The sequence below is a fragment of the Bradyrhizobium altum genome, from assembly GCF_020889705.1.
Taxonomy (GTDB): Bacteria; Pseudomonadota; Alphaproteobacteria; order Rhizobiales; family Xanthobacteraceae; genus Bradyrhizobium; species Bradyrhizobium altum.
The window spans coordinates 1-17,002 of the sequence record NZ_JACMYP010000101.1 but is presented as its reverse complement, the minus strand read 5'-3'; the positions used below and the strand labels follow the sequence as shown (position 1 = coordinate 17,002).

Sequence of the window (17,002 nt, the reverse complement as noted above, 5' to 3'; positions counted from 1 at the left end):
ATGCAAAAGCAAGCGATTTTCCAGTCAAAGCTGTTGCCTTACGCGCTGGTTGCCCCGCAACTCGCGATCGTCCTGATCTTTTTTTACTGGCCGGCCGCGCAGGCGGTGATCCAATCCTTCCTGCTGCAGGACGCCTTCGGCCTTTCGACCACCTTCGTGTGGTTCGAGAACTATCTCGAATTGTTCAAGGACCCGGCCTATTTCGCGGCGATCGTCCGAACCTTCGCGTTCTCGTTCGCGATCGCGGTCTCCTCGCTGTCGTTCGCGCTGCTGCTCGCGGTCATGGCCGACAAGCCGCTGCGCGGCTCGACGCTGTACCGCACGCTGCTGATCTGGCCCTACGCGGTCGCACCGCCGGTCGTCGGCGTGCTCTGGGTGTTCATGCTGCATCCCTCGCTCGGCGTGCTGTCGCGCTATCTGCGCGCGATGGGCGTCGACTGGAATCCGCTGCTCGACGGCGACCAGGCGGCCGCCCTGATCATCCTCGCCGCGGCCTGGAAACAGATCTCCTACAATTTCCTGTTCTTCCTCGCCGGGCTGCAGAGCATCCCGAAGAGCGTGATCGAGGCCGCCGCGATCGACGGCGCCCGCCCGATGCGGCGGTTCTGGACCGTGATCTTCCCGCTGCTGTCGCCGACCATCTTCTTTCTCTTGGTGATCAACATCGTCTACGCCTTCTTCGACACCTTCGGCATCATCGACACGATGACCCGCGGCGGCCCCGGCAAGGCGACCGAGACGCTGGTCTACAAGGTCTATACGGATGGCCTGCTCGGCGGCAATCTCGGCTCCTCCGCGGCACAGTCGGTCATCCTGATGGTCATCGTCGTCGTGCTGACGGGAATCCAGTTCCGCTTCGTCGAACGCAAGGTGACCTACTGATGGTCGAGGAGGAAGGCTTCCAGCGCTATCTGGCTCACGCCATCCTGTGGATCGGAATCGCGATCGTCGCCTTCCCGGTCTATCTGGCGATCGTCGCCTCGACCCAAGACAATGCCGTCATCGCCAACGGCCAGATGTCGCTGTTGCCCGGCGGCCATTTTTTCGAGACCTACTACCAGACGCTGTTTGTCGGCACGAGCGGCTCGACCCGCGAGCCGGTGCTCAACATGATGCTGAACTCGCTGATCATGGCGCTCCTGATCGCGGTCGGCAAAATCGCGATCTCGATCATCTCGGCCTACGCGATCGTCTATTTCCGATTTCCGTTCCGGATGGCGATCTTCTGGATCATCTTCATCACCTTGATGCTGCCGGTCGAGGTGCGCATCTATCCGACCTACAAGATCGTCGCCGATCTGCATCTGCTCGACAGCTATGCCGGCCTGTCGCTGCCGCTGATTGCGTCAGCCACCGCGACGCTGCTGTTCCGGCAGTTCTTCATGACCGTGCCGGACGAGTTGCTGGAGGCCTCGCGCATCGACGGTGCGGGCCCGTTCCGCTTCTTCTGGGATACGCTGCTGCCGCTGTCGCGTACCAACATGGCCGCGCTGTTCGTGATCCTCTTCATCCTCGGCTGGAATCAGTATCTCTGGCCGCTTTTGATCACCACGCGCGACGACATGCAGACCATCCAGGTCGGCATCCGCAAGATGATCACCACGACGGATGCGCTGACCGAATGGCCCGTGGTGATGGCGACCGCGCTGCTCGCGATGCTGCCGCCGGTGTTCGTCGTCGTCGTGATGCAGAAACTGTTCGTGCGCGGATTGGTGGAGACGGAAAAGTAATGGCTAACGTCACGCTGCGCAGCGTCCGCAAGACCTATCCCGGCGGCTTCGAGGCCATCAAGGGCGTCGATGTCGACGTCGGCGACGGCCAGTTCTGCGTGCTGGTCGGTCCAAGCGGCTGCGGCAAGTCCACGCTACTGCGCATGGTCGCGGGGCTCGAGACCATCACCGGCGGCGAGATCGACATCGGCGGCCGCGTCGTCAACCAGATCGAGCCTGCCGATCGCGACATCGCGATGGTGTTCCAGAACTACGCGCTCTATCCGCATATGAGCGTCTACAACAACATGGCCTACGGCCTGCGCAACCGCGGCATGGCCGAAGCCGAGGTCAAGACCCGCGTCGAGGAGGCCGCGCGCGTCCTCGAGCTTTCGCCGATGCTGGAGCGCAAGCCGCGCCAGCTGTCCGGCGGCCAGCGCCAGCGCGTCGCGATGGGCCGTGCCATCGTGCGCCAGCCGAAAGTCTTCCTGTTCGACGAGCCGCTGTCGAACCTCGACGCCAAGCTGCGCATCGCGATGCGGGTCGAGATCCGCAAGCTGCAGCGCCGGCTCAACACCACTTCGATCTACGTCACCCACGACCAGCTCGAGGCCATGACGCTCGCCGACATCCTCGTGGTCATGAATGGCGGCCAGGTCGAGCAGATCGGCAATCCCCTGGAAATCTACCAGAAGCCGGCGACCACCTTCGTCGCCTCCTTCATCGGCGCCCCGCCGATGAACCTGATGCCGCTGCGCTCGGACGAGCTGACCTCCCAGATCGCGGGCGCCGATGGCGCCGGCATTGTCGGCATCAGGCCGGAGGATTTCGTGATCACGGGCGAGACCGCATCCGGCGGCGTCGCGCTCGGCCTGACGGTCGAGGCGATCGAGCATGTCGGCGCCGAGACCTTCGTCTATGGCAGCCGCCAGCGCGAGGAACGGGCCATCGCCGCCAATCCGGGCGAGCTGCCGCCCGGCGAAGTGATCGTCCGGATTCCCGGCGCCACTGGGCCTGCGATCGGCGAGCAGATCCGGGCGGTCGCGCCGCGCGACAAACTGCATCTCTTTACCGCTGACGGCCGCAAGCGCGTCGGCCCGTAACCGATCCGGAACGATTGGGGGCAATCCTGGCCCGTTTTCGAGCGAAGTGGACACCGGTTCGCGTGAAGAAAACACGCCCAAAACAAAAAGTGGAGCATATCGGTCCTGATTTGATCAGAACCGATATGCTCCAGGCGGCATTTACGCTGGTTTCAGAGGCGCTTGAACGCTATCCAGATCACTCCCATATTGGCTGGTGACCGACGGGCAGCGGCCCGCCGGTTGCATGGGGTGCCGCAAGGGCCCCTCAAAGTCGCTTCGAGAGGACTTTGTAATGTCTCGTGTTCCTTCGTTGTCCAGTCCGTTCCTTCTGGGATTCGACGAGATCGAGCGAGCGCTCGACCGCGTCGTGAAGGGCGCTGACGGCTATCCTCCGTACAATATCGAGCGGTGCGACCGTACCAACGGGCAGCCCGAGCGGTTGCGCATCACGTTGGCGGTGGCGGGCTTCACCCGCGACCAACTCGATGTAACTATTGAGGAAAATCAGCTCGTCATCCGCGGCCGCCAGCAGGACGACAAGGCTCGGCAATACATCCATCGCGGCATCGCCGCGCGCCACTTCCAGCGCACCTTCGTGCTGGCGGAGGGGATGCAGGTGCTGGGCGCGGATCTGAAGAACGGGTTGTTGTCGATCGACCTGGCTAGGCCAGAACCTGAACGGGTCGTTAAGACAATCGCTATCAATGAACACGAATAATAGAAACAACGAGCGGACTCGACCGCTTATCTGACTGAGGAGTCGAGACCATGAGTGAAGCGAATACCATCTTCCAATCCGAGAGCGTCACGCCGGAAGCGCTGGCCCATCTGGGCGAGGGCCATATCGCCTATGTGAAGCAGGTCCGTTCCGAGGACGTGCCGGATCTCTTTCCGCAGGCGCCGAAGATCGCGCCGGGCCTCAAGCTGTTCGCACTGCATGCCGCCGACGGCACGCCGATCATGCTGACGGACAGCCGCGAAGCCGCGATCGCGAACGCCTGGAGCAACGAGCTGCAGGCCGTCAGCGTGCACTAGCGCACGGCTGATCCAGCATCCGCGAGTTCAATGCGCGGGCATGCCTCGACACCGATCGAGGCGGCCCGCGCTTTTTTTGCGGACCTCGTTTGGATCATTCGATCAGGGCCTGTCGTGCTCCTCGGAAATGTCCTTGTTGGTGTAGTCGGGCATCATGGCGGTCGCGACAATGCTGACCACCGCGCAGAACAGGATGTAAAGCGCGATCACGTAGCCGGAGCCGGTGGCGGCCAGCAGCGCGGTGGCGATCAACGGTGCCGGTCCGCCTGATATGACCGAGGAGAGCTGGTAGCCGATCGAACAGCCGCTGTAGCGCAGCCGCGGCGTGAAGCATTCGGCGATCAGCGCCGCTTGCGGACCATACATCAGGTCGTGCGGCACGAATGACAGCACGATGGCGATAAAGATCAGCGCCGGCGCCGCCGTGTTCAGCAGGCCGAAATAGGCGAAGCCGAACAGCCCGGTCAGGACCGAGCCGATCAGATACATCCGCTTGCGCCCGATGCGATCCGACAGGTGCCCGGCCAGCGGGATGGTAACGAGCGAGACGAGGCCGGCACAGATCAGGCAGATCAGCAGGAAGTCGCGGTCTTGATGGATGACCTGGGTGCCGTAGGCGAACACAAAGGCGAGATAGATGTAGGCCGGCGCCTGTTCGGCCATCCGCGCCAGCGCCGCGAGAATGATCGACCGCGGCTGGCGCTTGATCACCTCGATCACCGGGACTCGCGCGACGCGATTCTCGGCCACGATCCGCCGGAACGTCGGCGTCTCCATGATGCCGAGCCGGATGTAGAGCCCGATCGCGATCATCACGAGGCTGAGCAGGAACGGGATGCGCCAGCCCCAGACCAGGAACTGGTCGCCGGAGATTCGGCTGAACACCAGCACCGCGACATTTGCCAGCAGCAACCCGGCGGGACCGCCGAGCTGCGGCCATGAGGTGATGAAGCCGCGGTGCTGGTTGGTTCGCGCCCACTCCATCGAGAGCAGCACCGAGCCACCCCACTCACCGCCGACGCCCACACCCTGGATGAAGCGGATGACGGTCAGGATGACGGCACCCCAGATGCCGATCTGGTCATAGGTGGGGACGAGGCCGACCGCCGCGGTGGCGATCCCGGTCAACAGCAGTGTCGCGATCAGCGTCGCCTTGCGGCCGATGCGATCGCCATAGTGGCCGAAGATCGCGGCACCGATCGGCCGCGCGATGAAGCCCACCGTGTAGATGGCGAATGCCTCCAGCACGCCAACCAGGGGATCGGACTTGGGAAAGAACAGCTTGCCGAAGACCAGGCCGGTCACCGTGCTGTAGAGCAGAAAGTCGTACCATTCGATGGTGGTGCCTACCGTGCTGGCAATCAATGCGCGACGCAATTGCGCATGATGCTCGGCTTCCGGGAGCGGGGCGACTGCAATGTCCAATGTCGTCATTGTACATCTCCCTGGCCCGACATGTTCGAGCCATCTGGAATGCGTTTCGTCCCCCGTCCACGGCAGTGGACGGTGGTATCGATGACCGATTGTTTGTTTGGTTGGGGCAGGGCCGCAAATGCGCGGGGCGTGCCCATGCAGGCCTAAAGGAAGCCGGTCCTGGATCGCGCGCGGCCTAACCGATCGCCATCGCGGGAGTACGACATCCCTTCATGACACGGTCTTGCACTCCGAAATCTAGTCCTTCGGTCCGCCCGGTAAATTCGACCTTGGTCTGTGGCACCCGCCGTCGGACTTCTCGTCGACCACTGCTGCAGCGCGGCGGCGGTCCGCGCCTTTATGGCGATGCGGTCGATGCGCCGAGCAGCGGCCCCATGCAGTGCTGCACCTCGCCGGGCACGCTGTAGGTGCGCATGATCGCGCGGCTGTCGCGCATGCCGCAAGCTTCCCGCTGCACCACGAACATCCAGAGCGCATGGCCGGCTTCCCGCACCAGGATGCGCCGCGCCTGTTGGGCGGATGCCGGTGCTTCACCGCGCCGATGGGCTGCATCGAACTCGCGCAGCTTGGCGAGAGCCTGTTCCAGCGCGCGGCCCATCCGTCCGAGTGCCGAAGCTTTCTCCTCGGCGAGCTCGTAAGCGAGAACGTCGATGGGAGTGCGATGGAAGCGAAAGTCGAGGGACATCGGTTATCCCCTAGGGTCGCATGCACGACGATGCGCCCTGAGTCTTCTGGCGCGATGGGACGGTTGTCAATAGGCGCTCACGCCGGTGCTTCGGGCCGCGGACTATGGCAGCGGCCCCATTTCGCTCCGCGCCATTCCATGCTGTAATTCGTTCCCTTGACCAACGGTCCGCGCAGTCCTGAGCCTCGGAGAAGGCAACGCAATAAGAGGAATTTCCAGCAAGAGATGATCCGCCGCCAAATCGATTGAGGGAGATGCGACCATGCAGAAGAGCTCGCTGATCAATCTCGTGGCTTCGGTGTCGATTTCCGTCCTCGCGACCGGCGTCGCGATTTCCGCGCAGGACAAATACAGTCTGCAAGTGCCCGGTGGGCTCGCATTCTCCGAGTTCAGGGGATACGAGGACTGGCCGGTGATCGCGATCAGCGAGAACGAAGGCGTCATCGCCGTGATCCTGGGCAATCCCGCGATGATCGGCGCCTACCGCGAGGGCGTGCCCGGCAATGGCAAGCCGTTCCCGGACGGCGCCAGGATGGCGAAGATCCATTGGATCCCGAAAAAGCAGGAAGCGTATCCCGGTCAGCCGACGGTGCCGGGCGCCCAACACGACGTCGACTTCATGCTGAAGGACAGCAAGCGGTTCGCGGATAGCGGCGGATGGGGATACGGCGCGTTCGAGTATGACGCGGCGTCGGATGTGTTCAGGCCGGCCACCACGGCGGACAATCCGCCACAGGAGAACGACGCGAAGTGCGGCTATGCCTGCCACACCGTGGTGCAAAACCGCGATTACGTTTTCACCGAATACGGCAAGAGGTGAACGCCGATCGCGCGAGCTGGCGCTCCGTTAGCCGCGCGCGGTTTCCGGCTTCAGTCCCTTGCTGAAACGGAGGCCTCCGCGCTGATGGCGCGGTCCAGGGCTTCGACCAGCGCCTGAACCTCGACGAACTTGCTGCGGGCCCGCTCCGCCTTGTCACGATCGAACGGAGCGGCCAGCACTTTCGCATGCGCGTCCCTGTCCTCGATCATGCGATCGCGGGCCTTCTTCAGTGTTTCAAGTCGCTCACTCATCTGGGTCCTCCCGTACATACCTGCTCACTCGCAACAGGAAGTCAGCCGAAATTGCCCGGAAGCTCACCCTTCCGAAAGAAGACCATGGGCCCATCATCATAGTCGCCCATTTCGGGGTCGCCGGTGGACGAGAATGCAACGACGGCGAGCTTGCTCAACGCCAGGCGCTCTGCCGTTCGCAGCGCGCCATTTGCCGTCTTGCAGACGATTGGAGAGTCGGGCTTCAGATGCCCACCCTTGCCGGCGTTGAATGTCTGCACGACGTAGGTCGTTTCGCGGGCCATGAAGGCTCCTTTGTGCTACCAAGAGACGCGGTTGACGCCAGTGGCAGCGAACGCCGCACGCAGCGTTTATCGTCACAACAGGCGCGGAAGTCTTGATCGCGGCGAAGCTGGAAGCGTGTCGGTCAGCGCATATGGCGAAACGATCGATCGCCCTCGCTGTCTCCCGCTCCCGTGCGCGCCCTGTCGCAGATCTCAGCAGCCGCGACAGATGTTTTTCAGCTTCGCCGCAACGCGGGCATCTTCCGCGATCAACGGGTCCTTGTATTCGGATCGCGGCGCGTTGCTATCGATGGCCGGAGGCTTCTTGACCGTCGGAGGGAACGCGGCATCGTAGCAGGCGAGACGACCGACCGTGCCTTCGATCTTTTGGCAGGCCGGTTCTGCGGCGAGCGCGCCTTGTGCAATCAGGCCGGCCGCAACCGCGGCGAATAGCAGCGTTTTCATACAGGTGCCTTTCCGGGCGATGATCACACTGAGCATTTCGTGATTTTGGTTGTGCGCCGACTGCGCGCTTGCGCGTTGCCGGTCGCATCAAGCGTCGGCCTGGCGTGGCCAAACGCCGGCACTGCCGAATTCATCGTTGAGGCGCCTTATCCATGCAAGACGGCGGCAGCGGCCACCAGGAGCAGAAGAAACAGGGGAACGATCACCGGCGGCACGATCCAATCGGCCAGACGAAACCCAGACACGTATGCTCCTCATCTGTTGGCGGGAGCCCTACGTTACCCTCAGTCACCGGTGGATGCCGTGGATGAGCGGTGATGACGCGACTCTACGCTCAAAGCCGGCGAATAGCGAGCGTTTAAACCCGATGCGGCAACAGCGTCAGGTCAACAGCGTCACCATCAAGCGCCGACCTAGCTGCCTGAACGCTCGGTCAAGCGCGCGCGGATGTCCGGCTTCAGCACCTTGCCGACCTTGGAACGCGGCAGATCGTCCCAGACCTCGATCTGCTTCGGCGTCTTGATGCTGCCGACCTGCTGCTTGACGAACGCGGCCAGCGCCGTCGCATCGACGGTCTGGCCGGCGCGCGGCTGCACCACGGCGACGATGCGCTCGCCCCATTTGTCGTCGGGCAGTCCGATCACCGCGCAATCCTGCACCGCCTCGTGGGCGCGCAACGCGTTCTCGACCTCGATCGAGTAGACGTTGAAGCCACCGGTGATGATCATGTCCTTGGCGCGGTCGACGATGTAGAGGTAGCCATCGCCGTCGATGTAGCCGATATCGCCGGTGTGGTGCCAGCCATGCGCCGAGGCCTCACGCGTGGCCTCCGGGTTCTTGTAGTAGCCTTCCATGACAAGCGAGCCGCGCACCACGATCTCGCCGCGCGATCCCGCGGGCAACAGCTTGCCGTCGCCATCCATGATGCCGGCCTGCACCAGCGGACCGATCCGCCCCGCCGACGAGAGACGTTCCATCGCGATCGATCCATCCGGATTGTAATGATCCGCAGGCGCCATCATCGAGATCATCATCGGCGCCTCGGTCTGGCCGAACAGCTGCGCCATCGGCCCGATCCGCTTCAGGGCCTCGGCGAGCCGCGTCGCCGAGATCGGTGCCGCGCCGTACCAGAAGCATTGCAGCGAGGTGAGATCGGCTGCATCGAGCCCGGGATGATCGAGCAGCATGTAGATCACGGTCGGCGGCAGGAACGTATGCGTGACGCGATAGCGTTCGATCAGCGCCAGGTACTCGCCGATGTCAGGGTGGTGCATGATCACGACGCGGCCGCCGAGCGTCATGATCGGGAAACAAAGCACCCCGGCGGCATGCGTCAGCGGCGCCAGAGCGAGATAGATCGGACGGCCCTTGAACGGGTAGCCCATCAGGGTCAGCGCCGTCATCGCCTCGATGTTGCGGCCGGAGAGCATCACGCCCTTCGGCTTGCCGGTGGTGCCGCCGGTGCCCGGGATCATCGCGAGATCGTCGATCGTCTCGCGCTGATAGACATCATCGGCGACACCGCTGAGCCAGCGGTCGCATGACGGTGCAAACGGCATCTCGGTATCGAGGCAGACCAGCGCGCGCAGCTTGGGCAGATTCTGCCTCACGGCTTCGACCATCGGCGCGAAGCTCGAATGAAACAGCAGCAGGCTGCAATCGAACTGGTCGAGGATGAACTTGTTCTCGGTCGCCTCGTTGCGCGGATTGATCGGGCACCACACGGCGGCCGCACGCGAGATGCCGAACACGCAAGCGAACGCGAGCGGATCGTTGCCGGACAGGATCGCGACCTTCTCGCCGGGCGCGATGCCCGACCGCTCGAGCCCGCGCGCGATCCGGTAGCTCAGCCGCTGCACCTCGCCATAGCTGATGTCGCGTCCGTCCATCGTGAGGCACGGCGCATCGGCGCCGAGCGAGGCACCCTTGTCGAGATAATCGATGAAGCGCATGGCAGGTCTCGCGCAGGAGGCGGGTGACGCGCGACTGCGTCACCCGCGGAAGCAGCGTTTTCGAGCAAATTGGATACCGGTCCGCTTGACGAAAACGCTTCAGGGAAGGGAGTGTTGGGCCCCGAGCCAATCGGGGCCCAAGCTCAATCGTGCACGGTCAGGACCGGCTTGCCGACCAGGCCGAAGCTGCGCAATTGCCCGAGCAGTTCGTGATGGCCGAACGCCTGGCAGGCGGAGGCGAAGCCCACGCGCTTCGGCGGCTGCTGCAGCAGGTACGCCGCGGCAAAGGCCTGCAGCATGCCGGTCTGCTTGTAGTTGCTGTTGCCGTAGATGACGCAGTGCGCGCGCCCCAGCGGACCGGAGGCGTACACCGAATCCAACGACTTGTTGACGCGCGGGTTCTCGCGCGGCGGCATGGTGTTCATCACGCCGGCAGCGGTCTGCGCCAACGCGGCGTAGCGCTCGTCGGGCTTCATGTCCTTGGTCGCCTCCAGCGCGGCGGCGACGATCTGCGGTACGCCCAGCATCAGCGCGCGGTTGAACACGCCGCCAAGCACCTTGACGTTGGCCACGCGCGGATCGCGCTTGAACCACACCGGGTGCGAGGTGCCGCCCCAGGGCAGCGCCAGAGCCAGCTCGTGCTGGCCGGGGATGGCGAGGTTGTAGAGTCCGGCATCGGGCTGATGCTCGACGTACTTGTTCTGCTCCAGGTAGTAGGCCTTGGCCATCGCGGCGTTGACCAGGATGGTCTGCGTCGAGGCGATGGTCGGGCTGCCGCCCCAGAACACGGCGATATCAAGCGTGTCGAGGCCGGGCGTCTCCAGGCACAACTGCGCGGCAATCTCGCCGGTGGTGTACATCTGCGCGATGCCCGGCGCCAGCAGCAGGCCGGCATTGGCGAACTTCGTGCCAAACTCCTGCTCGAGCGTGATCAGCCAGTCCTGCTCGCCTGTCGTGTCGGTGTAGTGGCATCTGGAAGCGAGGCAGGCCTGCACCACCTCGGTGCCGAACTTGGCGAACGGACCCACGGTGTTGAGCACCACCGAGGCGCCCTTGAACAGTTCGGTCAGTGCGGCCACGGTGTGCGGCACCGTCACCACCTCATAGTCGGCGGTCTCGATGCCGGCCACGTTCGACTTCATCGCGGCATTGAGCTTCTCGCCGCTGCGACCGGCGGCGACGAAGGGGATGTTGTACTCGCGCAGATATTCGCAGACCAGCCGGCCGGTGTAGCCGGAAGCGCCATAGACGATGACGGGCTTCTTCTCGCTCATTGCGATCCTCCGAAATGCTTGTTGTCGGCTTTGTTGCTACATGCCCATGCCGCCATCGACCGGCAGGCCAATGCCGGTGATGAAGCGGGCCTCGTTCGAGCACAGGAACACCGCAGCGTCGGCGATGTCGGAGACCTCGGCGAGCTTGCCGAGCGGCGTCTGCTCCACCACCGAGCCGACGGCGGCGTTGACGTCGGGCGCAAGACCGATCTTCACGATGTCATTGGCGAGCTGCAGGCCCATGTCGGTCGGGATCAGGCCGGGATAGATGCAGTTCACCCGCACCCCATAGCCGAGCTTGCCGGCTTCCATCGCGCCGACCCGCGTCATGCGATCGACGGCGGATTTGGTGCCGGAGTAGACGGCGATGCTCGGAAAGGCGATCGTCGCCGCGACCGAGGCGATGTTGACGACTGCGCCGCCCTTGCCCGCGGCTCCGCCCGGTCGCATCGCGCGGAAGGCGTGCTTCATGCCGAGCACGGTGCCGACGATGTTGACGTCGCACATGCGGCGCGCGTCCTCGGCCTTGATGTCGGCGACCAGCGAGGTGATCTCGATGCCGGCATTGTTGATCAGGATGTCGTAGCCGCCGAGGGTTTCGACCGTCGCGGCGACGGCCCGTTCCCATTGCGCATCGTCGGTGACGTCGAGCTTGACGAAGCCGGTTTTCACCCCGGCCTTGGCGATGTCGGCGGCGCTGGCCTTGCCGGCATCGTCGAGGATGTCGCCGATCATGACCGCGGCACCGGACCGCGCCAGCGCCTGCGCGATTGCTGCGCCAATCCCCCGGGCGCCGCCGGTGACCAGGGCTTTCCTGCCTTCAAGGCTCTTCCCACTCATGACGTAGTCCTCCCTTTGCTTGATGATTTTGATCGGTGCCGCGACCGGCGGCAGCACGGGCCGGCGGTTGCATGTTCTCAGCGCATTGGTGGTGGCGGCAGGCGTCGGCGGGGCGCAGCGTTTGCGCGCCCGGCAGTGCATTTCCTCCTTGATGTCGTTAGGTCAGCCGTCTTGACGGTTGTCCAAATTATTGCGCCAACCCTCGTCCAGGAACTTGACACTTGTCAAGCCTGAATTTGACAAGTGTCAAAGATGATGATTGTGAAGAGATGGAGTGCGCTGCGGTTCGCGCGGTATAAGTTGCTGCAGGGAAGAGACAGGAAAGGCACGAGATGGCGCGGCAAGCGACAGGAGCGGCCCAGCGCGTGGCGGTGGCAGCCGAGACGCTGCGCGACGAGAAGTTCAACGCGCGCCGCGTCGAGCTTGCGGAGGCCGCGCTGGAAACGCTCGGCGAACTCGGCTTCGCGCGCACCAGCCTGCGCGAGATCGCGCAGAACTCCGCGTTCACGCACGGCGTGTTTCACTACTACTTCAGCGACAAGCTCGATCTGATCTGCTGCTGCGTCCGTCACTACAAGGCGAAATGCGTCACGCGCTATGACGAGGTGGTGACGACGGCACGAAGCCGCGACGAATTGACCGAAGGCTTCCTCGCCAAGCTCGCGGCGACGTTGCAGGACGAAGCCCGCATGCACCGGCTCTGGTACGATCTGCGCTCGCAGGCGATGTTCGAGCCCGCGTTTCGCAAGGACGTGCTCGAGATCGACAAGAGCCTGGAAGCGATGATCTGGCGCATCGCCACGCGCTACGCAGAGTTGGGCAACAGGAAGCCGGCATCGTCTCCGGCTGCGCTCTACGCGCTGTTCGACGGCCTGTTCCAGAGCGCGCTGCTCAGGCACCTCGCCAGCGACGAGAAGGCGATCCCCGATCTGCTCGACGAAGTCCGCCGTCTGCTGCCGACGATCTGTTGAGACGCTGCGAGCGCCTCGTAGCCCGATGGAGCGCAGCGAAATCCGGGATCCGTACCGACGGTGAGATTCCCGGATTGCGCTTCGCTCCATCCGGGCTACGGACCTGATTGCGACGCATATTGCCGATGCGCAAGCGCGCAACAGCCGACAACTGCTCAGATGATGATCGCGCGCTGGGTGATTACGCCGCGCTCGCCGGCGGCAGCGCGAGCACCGAGTAGATCGCCTGCGCGTCGCGCGAGGCGCGCAGCTTCTTGGCGACGTCCTGGTCGCGCAGCAGGCGGGCGATGCGCGCCAGCGCCTTGAGGTGATCGGCACCGGCGCCTTCCGGCGCGAGCAACAGGAAGATCAGATCGACCGGCTGGCCATCCATCGCCTCGAAATCGATCGGGCGCTCGAGGCGGGCGAAGAAGCCGAACAGCTTCTCCAGCTTGGGCAGCTTGCCGTGCGGAATGGCGACGCCATAGCCGACGGCCGTGGTGCCGAGCTTCTCGCGCTGCAGCAGCACTTCGAACACCGCGCGTTCGTTCTGCCCGGTCAGCGCGGATGCACGCGCGGCGAGTTCCTGCAGCGCCTGCTTCTTGCTGATGACTTTCAAAGCCGGGAGAATCGCCTCGGGTGCGACCAAATCGGTAATCGGCATTGGGACGTTCCGAGGTGAATGAACCGTCAGGTTGCGGAATAGGCTTTACAGCGGCGGCGTCAAGAAGTTGAGGTGGGATGCGGGCTTAGCCCGGGTCCAGCTGGCAGGGCTTCTACTCCAACGTATCGGCGGTGCCAACACCTGCGAACCCTGTTCCGCCCCCTTATTGCTGGAGGCGGCGGACCATAAGCAGGGCGGGCTTCGGACGTCAATGCCATGGGCCATATATCCTCAGGGGCTCACCGCCGGCGGATCGACCCAGCCGACATTGCCGTCCGTACGGCGGTATATGATGTTCAACCGGCCACTGCCGCCATGCTGGAATACCAGGCAGGAGGCGCCGGTCAGATCGAGCTCCATGACGGCTTCGCTGACCGACAGCCGCTTCAGCGCAGTGGTTGCCTCGGCAATGATCACCGGGCTGTATTCGGTGACCTCATCCTCGTTCTCGGGCGCCTCGATGACGTAGCTCGGCGCGTCGAGCCCAACGCCGTTCAATTCGGCAAACGCAGCGTTCGCGGTGTAGGTCTTACGGGCCGAGCGGTCCTTGAGCCGGCTCTTGTAGCGGCGCAGGCGCTTCTCGATCATCAAGAGCGCGGCATCCGCGCTGGCATAGGCATCGGCGGCGTTGGATTCGGCTTCCAGCGTGATGCCGGAATCCAGATGCAGCGAGCAGTCGGTTCGGAAGCCGAAGCCATCCTTGCTCAGCGTGATGTGACCGGAATAGTTGCCATCAAAATACTTTCGCAGGACCTCGTCGGTGCGCTCGCTGACGCGCGCGCGAAGCGCCTCGCCGATGCTGATGCTCTTTCCCGAGATTCGAAGGGTCATTTGATGCCTCAATTGCTGGATGCCTCGATCACTCTTGCAGGAGCATGATGTTTGCTGGGCTTCCGGCCACCTCCCTTGCTGGACGACGCTTCGCCAGGAAAGATTGAGACTATCGCGATTTGACGCGAACGCAACGAGAGCATGATCCTGCCCGTACTCGGACGGGGTCGTACTCAAGAAGTAACCTAAACGGGGGCTGTATCGCGCGAGCGGTCGGGCGAGGAGGCAGGAGCCGAAAGGGCATTACCGAGCATGCTCTGTTTGTCACGGCGGCGCTGCACCGAGGATGGTATCCGCATTGCCTCGCGGTACTTCGCGACGGTGCGGCGGGCGATATCAATGCCCGAAGCGCGCAAACGTTCCACGATCGTGTCGTCGGACAGGATCGCCGACGCCGCCTCGCCGTCGATCAATTGCTTGATGTGGTGACGCACCGCTTCGGCCGAATGCGCCTCGCCGCCGTCGGCGGAGGCGATCGACGCGGTGAAAAAATACTTCAATTCAAAACTGCCGCGATTGGTCGCCATGTATTTGTTGGCGGTGACGCGCGACACCGTCGATTCATGCATCTGGATCGCATCCGCCACCGCCTTCAGATTGAGCGGCCTCAAGTGCGCGACGCCATAGGTGAAGAATCCGTCCTGCTGACGGACGATTTCGGTTGCGACCTTCAGGATGGTGCGGGCGCGCTGATCGAGCGCGCGGACCAGCCAGGTCGCGTTCTGCAGGCAGTCGGTGAAGTACGACTTGTCACCGTCCTTGCGGATCGTCTTCGACAGCTCAGAGTAATAGGTCTGGTTGACGAGGACGCGCGGCAGAGTGTCGCTGTTGAGCTCGACATGCCAGCCGCCGTCGGGGCCCGGACGCACATAGACGTCGGGCACCATGGTCTGCGTCCGCGCGGTGCCGAACTTCAGCCCCGGCTTCGGATCGAGCCGGCGGATCTCCGCGATCATGTCGGTGATGTCTTCGTCGTCGACGCCGCACAGCTTTCGCAAGGCCGCGATGTCGCGCTTGGCGAGCAGATCGAGATGCTCGACCAGCGCCTGCATCGCCGGATCGTAGCGATCGAGCTCGCGCAGCTGAATCGCCAGGCACTCGCTCAGGTTTCGCGCGCACACGCCCGGCGGATCGAACTTCTGCAGCACCGCGACGACCTCGTCGACCGCTCGCTGCGAGGCTCCGAGCCGCTCGGCGGCCTGGCCGAGATCGGCCGGCAGGTAGCCGGCGTCGTCGACCAGGTCGATCAGATACTGCCCGATCATGCGCTGCGCCGGCGCCGAGAACGCCACCGCGAGCTGTTCAGCGAGATGGTCGGCGAGCGTCAGCTCAGCGGCCACGAAGGCTTCGAGATTGTATTCGTCGTCGCTGGAGGCGCCACCACCCCATTCGGTATAGACCGACGGCGGCGCGTCCTGCGCGGCGCGCGCGGCGGCTTCGGCCGGCTCTTCGGAGAACACGTTGTCGAGCCCGGTATCGAGCGTCTGCTCGATCTCGGCCCGGGTGCCGAGGTCGCGGTTCAGCCATTCCTCCTGGCCGGGCTCAAAGGCGGTTTCGCCGCCCGAGCTCGCGGTCATGTCGGACGCCTCGCCCTCGTCCCCGTAGCTTGAGGAACCGTCTGAGTCGCCGTAGTCCGGCCGCTCCATCGCCGGCTCGCCCGCCACCGGCGGTTCCGGCCCGTCGGCAGCCCGCTCGAGCAGCGGATTGCGCTCCAGCTCTTCCTCGACAAAGGCCGACAGATCCAGGTTCGACAGTTGCAGCAGCTTGATCGCCTGCATCAGCTGCGGCGTCATCACCAGCGACTGCGACTGGCGGAACTCTAGTCTTTGCGTCAGCGCCATGGAGGCAAGAACGATCCCAAAAATTGGCTCGATTCTTGCTTATCTTAGTCCGCTTGGGATGTACACGGCTTGACGGATGCAAAATTTGGGCTAGAGGCGGAATTCCTCGCCAAGGTAAAGCCTGCGTACATCCGGGTCGTTAACGATCTCCTCCGGGCTGCCCTCAGTCAAGATCTCACCGGCATAGACGATATAGGCACGGTCGGTCAGGCCGAGCGTCTCGCGGACGTTGTGGTCGGTGATGAGCACGCCGATGCCGCGGTTGGTGAGATGACGGACGAGGTCCTGGATGTCGCCGACCGCGATCGGGTCGATGCCGGCGAACGGCTCGTCGAGCAGCATGTAGTTCGGGCGCGTCGCCAGCGCGCGCGCGATCTCGACGCGGCGGCGCTCGCCGCCGGACAGCGCGATCGACGGGCTCTTGCGCAGCCGCGTGATGTTGAATTCGTCGAGCAACGAATCCAGCTCGTGCTCGCGCTTCTTCTTCGAGGGCTCGACGACCTCGAGCACCGCGCGGATGTTCTGCTCGACCGTCAGGCCGCGGAAGATCGAGGCTTCCTGCGGCAGATAGCCGATGCCCAGCCGCGCGCGCTGATACATCGGCAGCTTGGTGACGTCGTGGCCGTCGAGCTCGATCGCGCCGCGATCGGCCTTGATCAGGCCGGTGATCATGTAGAACACGGTGGTCTTGCCGGCGCCGTTGGGCCCGAGCAGGCCGACCGCCTCGCCGCGGCGCACATAGATGCTGACGCCGCGCACGACCTGGCGGCTGCCAAAACTCTTTTCCACGCTATGCACAGCCAGATAGCCCGGCCGCTTGATGAGCTGCGGCGCAGAGGCGGCGTTGTTCCTGGCCGGCCTCGCCCGCGCCGGGGCGGGTGCTGCCGCGGGCTGGGATCGCGG

20 protein-coding genes are annotated in these 17,002 nt (G+C 64.0%); 8 read left to right on the top strand and 12 right to left on the bottom strand.

All coding sequences use genetic code 11. The features are described 5' to 3' along the window. The 6 genes from ugpA to H8B02_RS23440 all read left to right on the top strand — a co-directional run bounded on the left by ugpA (nt 1) and on the right by H8B02_RS23440 (nt 3,829). Nucleotides 1-882 (top strand): sn-glycerol-3-phosphate ABC transporter permease UgpA, encoded by an 882-nt coding sequence (ugpA, locus tag H8B02_RS23465; protein ID WP_173639768.1) that lies wholly within the window; start codon nt 1-3, stop codon nt 880-882. Beyond that, nucleotides 882-1,730 carry a sn-glycerol-3-phosphate ABC transporter permease UgpE gene (gene ugpE, locus H8B02_RS23460; RefSeq protein ID WP_223971514.1) on the top strand — a complete coding sequence of 283 codons (849 nt, stop codon included), beginning with the start codon at nt 882-884 and terminating at the stop codon, nt 1,728-1,730. Before ugpA ends, ugpE begins: the two co-directional genes overlap by 1 nt. Continuing rightward, the gene (locus tag H8B02_RS23455) at nt 1,730-2,812 is read left to right on the top strand and encodes a sn-glycerol-3-phosphate import ATP-binding protein UgpC (protein WP_229168472.1); all 1,083 of its coding nucleotides are present in this window, start codon (nt 1,730-1,732) and stop codon (nt 2,810-2,812) included. The genes ugpE and H8B02_RS23455 overlap by 1 nt, the downstream gene beginning before the upstream one ends. Before the next feature lie 62 nt (nt 2,813-2,874). Continuing rightward, nucleotides 2,875-3,012, top strand: a complete 138-nt coding sequence (locus H8B02_RS23450) for a hypothetical protein (RefSeq protein ID WP_229168471.1) — start codon at nt 2,875-2,877, stop codon at nt 3,010-3,012. A 74-nt stretch (nt 3,013-3,086) separates the two neighbouring features. Then, nucleotides 3,087-3,512, top strand: coding sequence for an Hsp20 family protein (locus H8B02_RS23445; RefSeq protein WP_092120814.1), 426 nt, complete (start codon nt 3,087-3,089; stop codon nt 3,510-3,512). Nucleotides 3,513-3,562: 50 nt separating this feature from the next. Further along, entirely contained in the window at nt 3,563-3,829 is a 267-nt protein-coding gene (locus H8B02_RS23440) for a BQ00720 family protein (protein ID WP_229168470.1), read from the top strand. A 102-nt stretch (nt 3,830-3,931) separates the two neighbouring features. Here the strand turns inward: H8B02_RS23440 and H8B02_RS23435 are convergent, their stop codons facing one another. Continuing rightward, nucleotides 3,932-5,263, bottom strand: coding sequence for an MFS transporter (locus H8B02_RS23435; RefSeq protein ID WP_229168469.1), 1,332 nt, complete (start codon nt 5,261-5,263; stop codon nt 3,932-3,934). A 337-nt stretch (nt 5,264-5,600) separates the two neighbouring features. Then, the gene (locus tag H8B02_RS23430) at nt 5,601-5,948 is read right to left on the bottom strand and encodes a DUF6665 family protein (RefSeq protein WP_229168468.1); all 348 of its coding nucleotides are present in this window, start codon (nt 5,946-5,948) and stop codon (nt 5,601-5,603) included. A 262-nt stretch (nt 5,949-6,210) separates the two neighbouring features. Between H8B02_RS23430 and H8B02_RS23425 the strand changes: the two genes are divergently transcribed. After that, nucleotides 6,211-6,768 (top strand): cytochrome P460 family protein, encoded by a 558-nt coding sequence (locus H8B02_RS23425; protein WP_229168467.1) that lies wholly within the window; start codon nt 6,211-6,213, stop codon nt 6,766-6,768. 50 nt (nt 6,769-6,818) lie between these two features. On the opposite strand, the gene H8B02_RS23420 is transcribed toward H8B02_RS23425, so the two are convergent. From H8B02_RS23420 to H8B02_RS23395, 6 genes are all read right to left on the bottom strand, one after another. Further along, a complete protein-coding gene (locus H8B02_RS23420) occupies nt 6,819-7,019 on the bottom strand; it encodes a hypothetical protein (protein ID WP_176534632.1) in 201 nt (66 codons plus the stop codon). 41 nt (nt 7,020-7,060) lie between these two features. Beyond that, nucleotides 7,061-7,303, bottom strand: a complete 243-nt coding sequence (locus H8B02_RS23415; protein ID WP_229168466.1) for a hypothetical protein — start codon at nt 7,301-7,303, stop codon at nt 7,061-7,063. A gap of 192 nt (nt 7,304-7,495) precedes the next feature. Then, entirely contained in the window at nt 7,496-7,774 is a 279-nt protein-coding gene (locus H8B02_RS23410; protein ID WP_229168465.1) for a type VI secretion protein, read from the bottom strand. 386 nt (nt 7,775-8,160) lie between these two features. Then, on the bottom strand, nt 8,161-9,699 hold the full coding sequence (locus H8B02_RS23405; protein ID WP_229168464.1) for an AMP-binding protein: 1,539 nt from the start codon (nt 9,697-9,699) through the stop codon (nt 8,161-8,163). 143 nt (nt 9,700-9,842) lie between these two features. Continuing rightward, the gene (locus tag H8B02_RS23400) at nt 9,843-10,973 is read right to left on the bottom strand and encodes a DUF5938 domain-containing protein (protein ID WP_229168463.1); all 1,131 of its coding nucleotides are present in this window, start codon (nt 10,971-10,973) and stop codon (nt 9,843-9,845) included. A gap of 36 nt (nt 10,974-11,009) precedes the next feature. Continuing rightward, nucleotides 11,010-11,813 carry an SDR family NAD(P)-dependent oxidoreductase gene (locus tag H8B02_RS23395; protein ID WP_229168462.1) on the bottom strand — a complete coding sequence of 268 codons (804 nt, stop codon included), beginning with the start codon at nt 11,811-11,813 and terminating at the stop codon, nt 11,010-11,012. 332 nt (nt 11,814-12,145) lie between these two features. On the opposite strand from H8B02_RS23395, the gene H8B02_RS23390 reads away from it, so the two are divergent. Next, nucleotides 12,146-12,784 carry a TetR/AcrR family transcriptional regulator gene (locus tag H8B02_RS23390; RefSeq protein ID WP_092120837.1) on the top strand — a complete coding sequence of 213 codons (639 nt, stop codon included), beginning with the start codon at nt 12,146-12,148 and terminating at the stop codon, nt 12,782-12,784. Nucleotides 12,785-12,965: 181 nt separating this feature from the next. Here H8B02_RS23390 and ptsN read toward each other — a convergent pair whose 3' ends face one another. The 4 genes from ptsN to lptB all read right to left on the bottom strand — a co-directional run. Next, on the bottom strand, nt 12,966-13,427 hold the full coding sequence (ptsN, locus tag H8B02_RS23385; RefSeq protein ID WP_029082506.1) for a PTS IIA-like nitrogen regulatory protein PtsN: 462 nt from the start codon (nt 13,425-13,427) through the stop codon (nt 12,966-12,968). Between the two features lie 231 nt (nt 13,428-13,658). Continuing rightward, a complete protein-coding gene (hpf, locus tag H8B02_RS23380) occupies nt 13,659-14,258 on the bottom strand; it encodes a ribosome hibernation-promoting factor, HPF/YfiA family (RefSeq protein WP_176534627.1) in 600 nt (199 codons plus the stop codon). A 185-nt stretch (nt 14,259-14,443) separates the two neighbouring features. Then, nucleotides 14,444-16,099: an RNA polymerase factor sigma-54 gene (rpoN, locus tag H8B02_RS23375; protein ID WP_229168461.1), complete on the bottom strand. Its 1,656-nt coding sequence runs from the start codon at nt 16,097-16,099 to the stop codon at nt 14,444-14,446. A gap of 90 nt (nt 16,100-16,189) precedes the next feature. After that, nucleotides 16,190-17,002, bottom strand: an 813-nt coding sequence (gene lptB / locus H8B02_RS23370) for an LPS export ABC transporter ATP-binding protein (protein WP_229168460.1), incomplete at its 5' end; no start/stop codon positions are given.

Coding starts and splice junctions, on each gene's coding strand:
- ugpA (WP_173639768.1), top strand. CDS start 1: ATGCAAAAGCAAGCGATTTTCCAGTCAAAGCTGTTGCCTTACGCGCTG.
- ugpE (WP_223971514.1), top strand. CDS start 882: ATGGTCGAGGAGGAAGGCTTCCAGCGCTATCTGGCTCACGCCATCCTG.
- H8B02_RS23455 (WP_229168472.1), top strand. CDS start 1,730: ATGGCTAACGTCACGCTGCGCAGCGTCCGCAAGACCTATCCCGGCGGC.
- H8B02_RS23445 (WP_092120814.1), top strand. CDS start 3,087: ATGTCTCGTGTTCCTTCGTTGTCCAGTCCGTTCCTTCTGGGATTCGAC.
- H8B02_RS23440 (WP_229168470.1), top strand. CDS start 3,563: ATGAGTGAAGCGAATACCATCTTCCAATCCGAGAGCGTCACGCCGGAA.
- H8B02_RS23435 (WP_229168469.1), bottom strand. CDS start 5,263: ATGACGACATTGGACATTGCAGTCGCCCCGCTCCCGGAAGCCGAGCAT.
- H8B02_RS23430 (WP_229168468.1), bottom strand. CDS start 5,948: ATGTCCCTCGACTTTCGCTTCCATCGCACTCCCATCGACGTTCTCGCT.
- H8B02_RS23425 (WP_229168467.1), top strand. CDS start 6,211: ATGCAGAAGAGCTCGCTGATCAATCTCGTGGCTTCGGTGTCGATTTCC.
- H8B02_RS23420 (WP_176534632.1), bottom strand. CDS start 7,019: ATGAGTGAGCGACTTGAAACACTGAAGAAGGCCCGCGATCGCATGATC.
- H8B02_RS23415 (WP_229168466.1), bottom strand. CDS start 7,303: ATGGCCCGCGAAACGACCTACGTCGTGCAGACATTCAACGCCGGCAAG.
- H8B02_RS23405 (WP_229168464.1), bottom strand. CDS start 9,699: ATGCGCTTCATCGATTATCTCGACAAGGGTGCCTCGCTCGGCGCCGAT.
- H8B02_RS23400 (WP_229168463.1), bottom strand. CDS start 10,973: ATGAGCGAGAAGAAGCCCGTCATCGTCTATGGCGCTTCCGGCTACACC.
- H8B02_RS23395 (WP_229168462.1), bottom strand. CDS start 11,813: ATGAGTGGGAAGAGCCTTGAAGGCAGGAAAGCCCTGGTCACCGGCGGC.
- H8B02_RS23390 (WP_092120837.1), top strand. CDS start 12,146: ATGGCGCGGCAAGCGACAGGAGCGGCCCAGCGCGTGGCGGTGGCAGCC.
- ptsN (WP_029082506.1), bottom strand. CDS start 13,427: ATGCCGATTACCGATTTGGTCGCACCCGAGGCGATTCTCCCGGCTTTG.
- hpf (WP_176534627.1), bottom strand. CDS start 14,258: ATGACCCTTCGAATCTCGGGAAAGAGCATCAGCATCGGCGAGGCGCTT.
- rpoN (WP_229168461.1), bottom strand. CDS start 16,099: ATGGCGCTGACGCAAAGACTAGAGTTCCGCCAGTCGCAGTCGCTGGTG.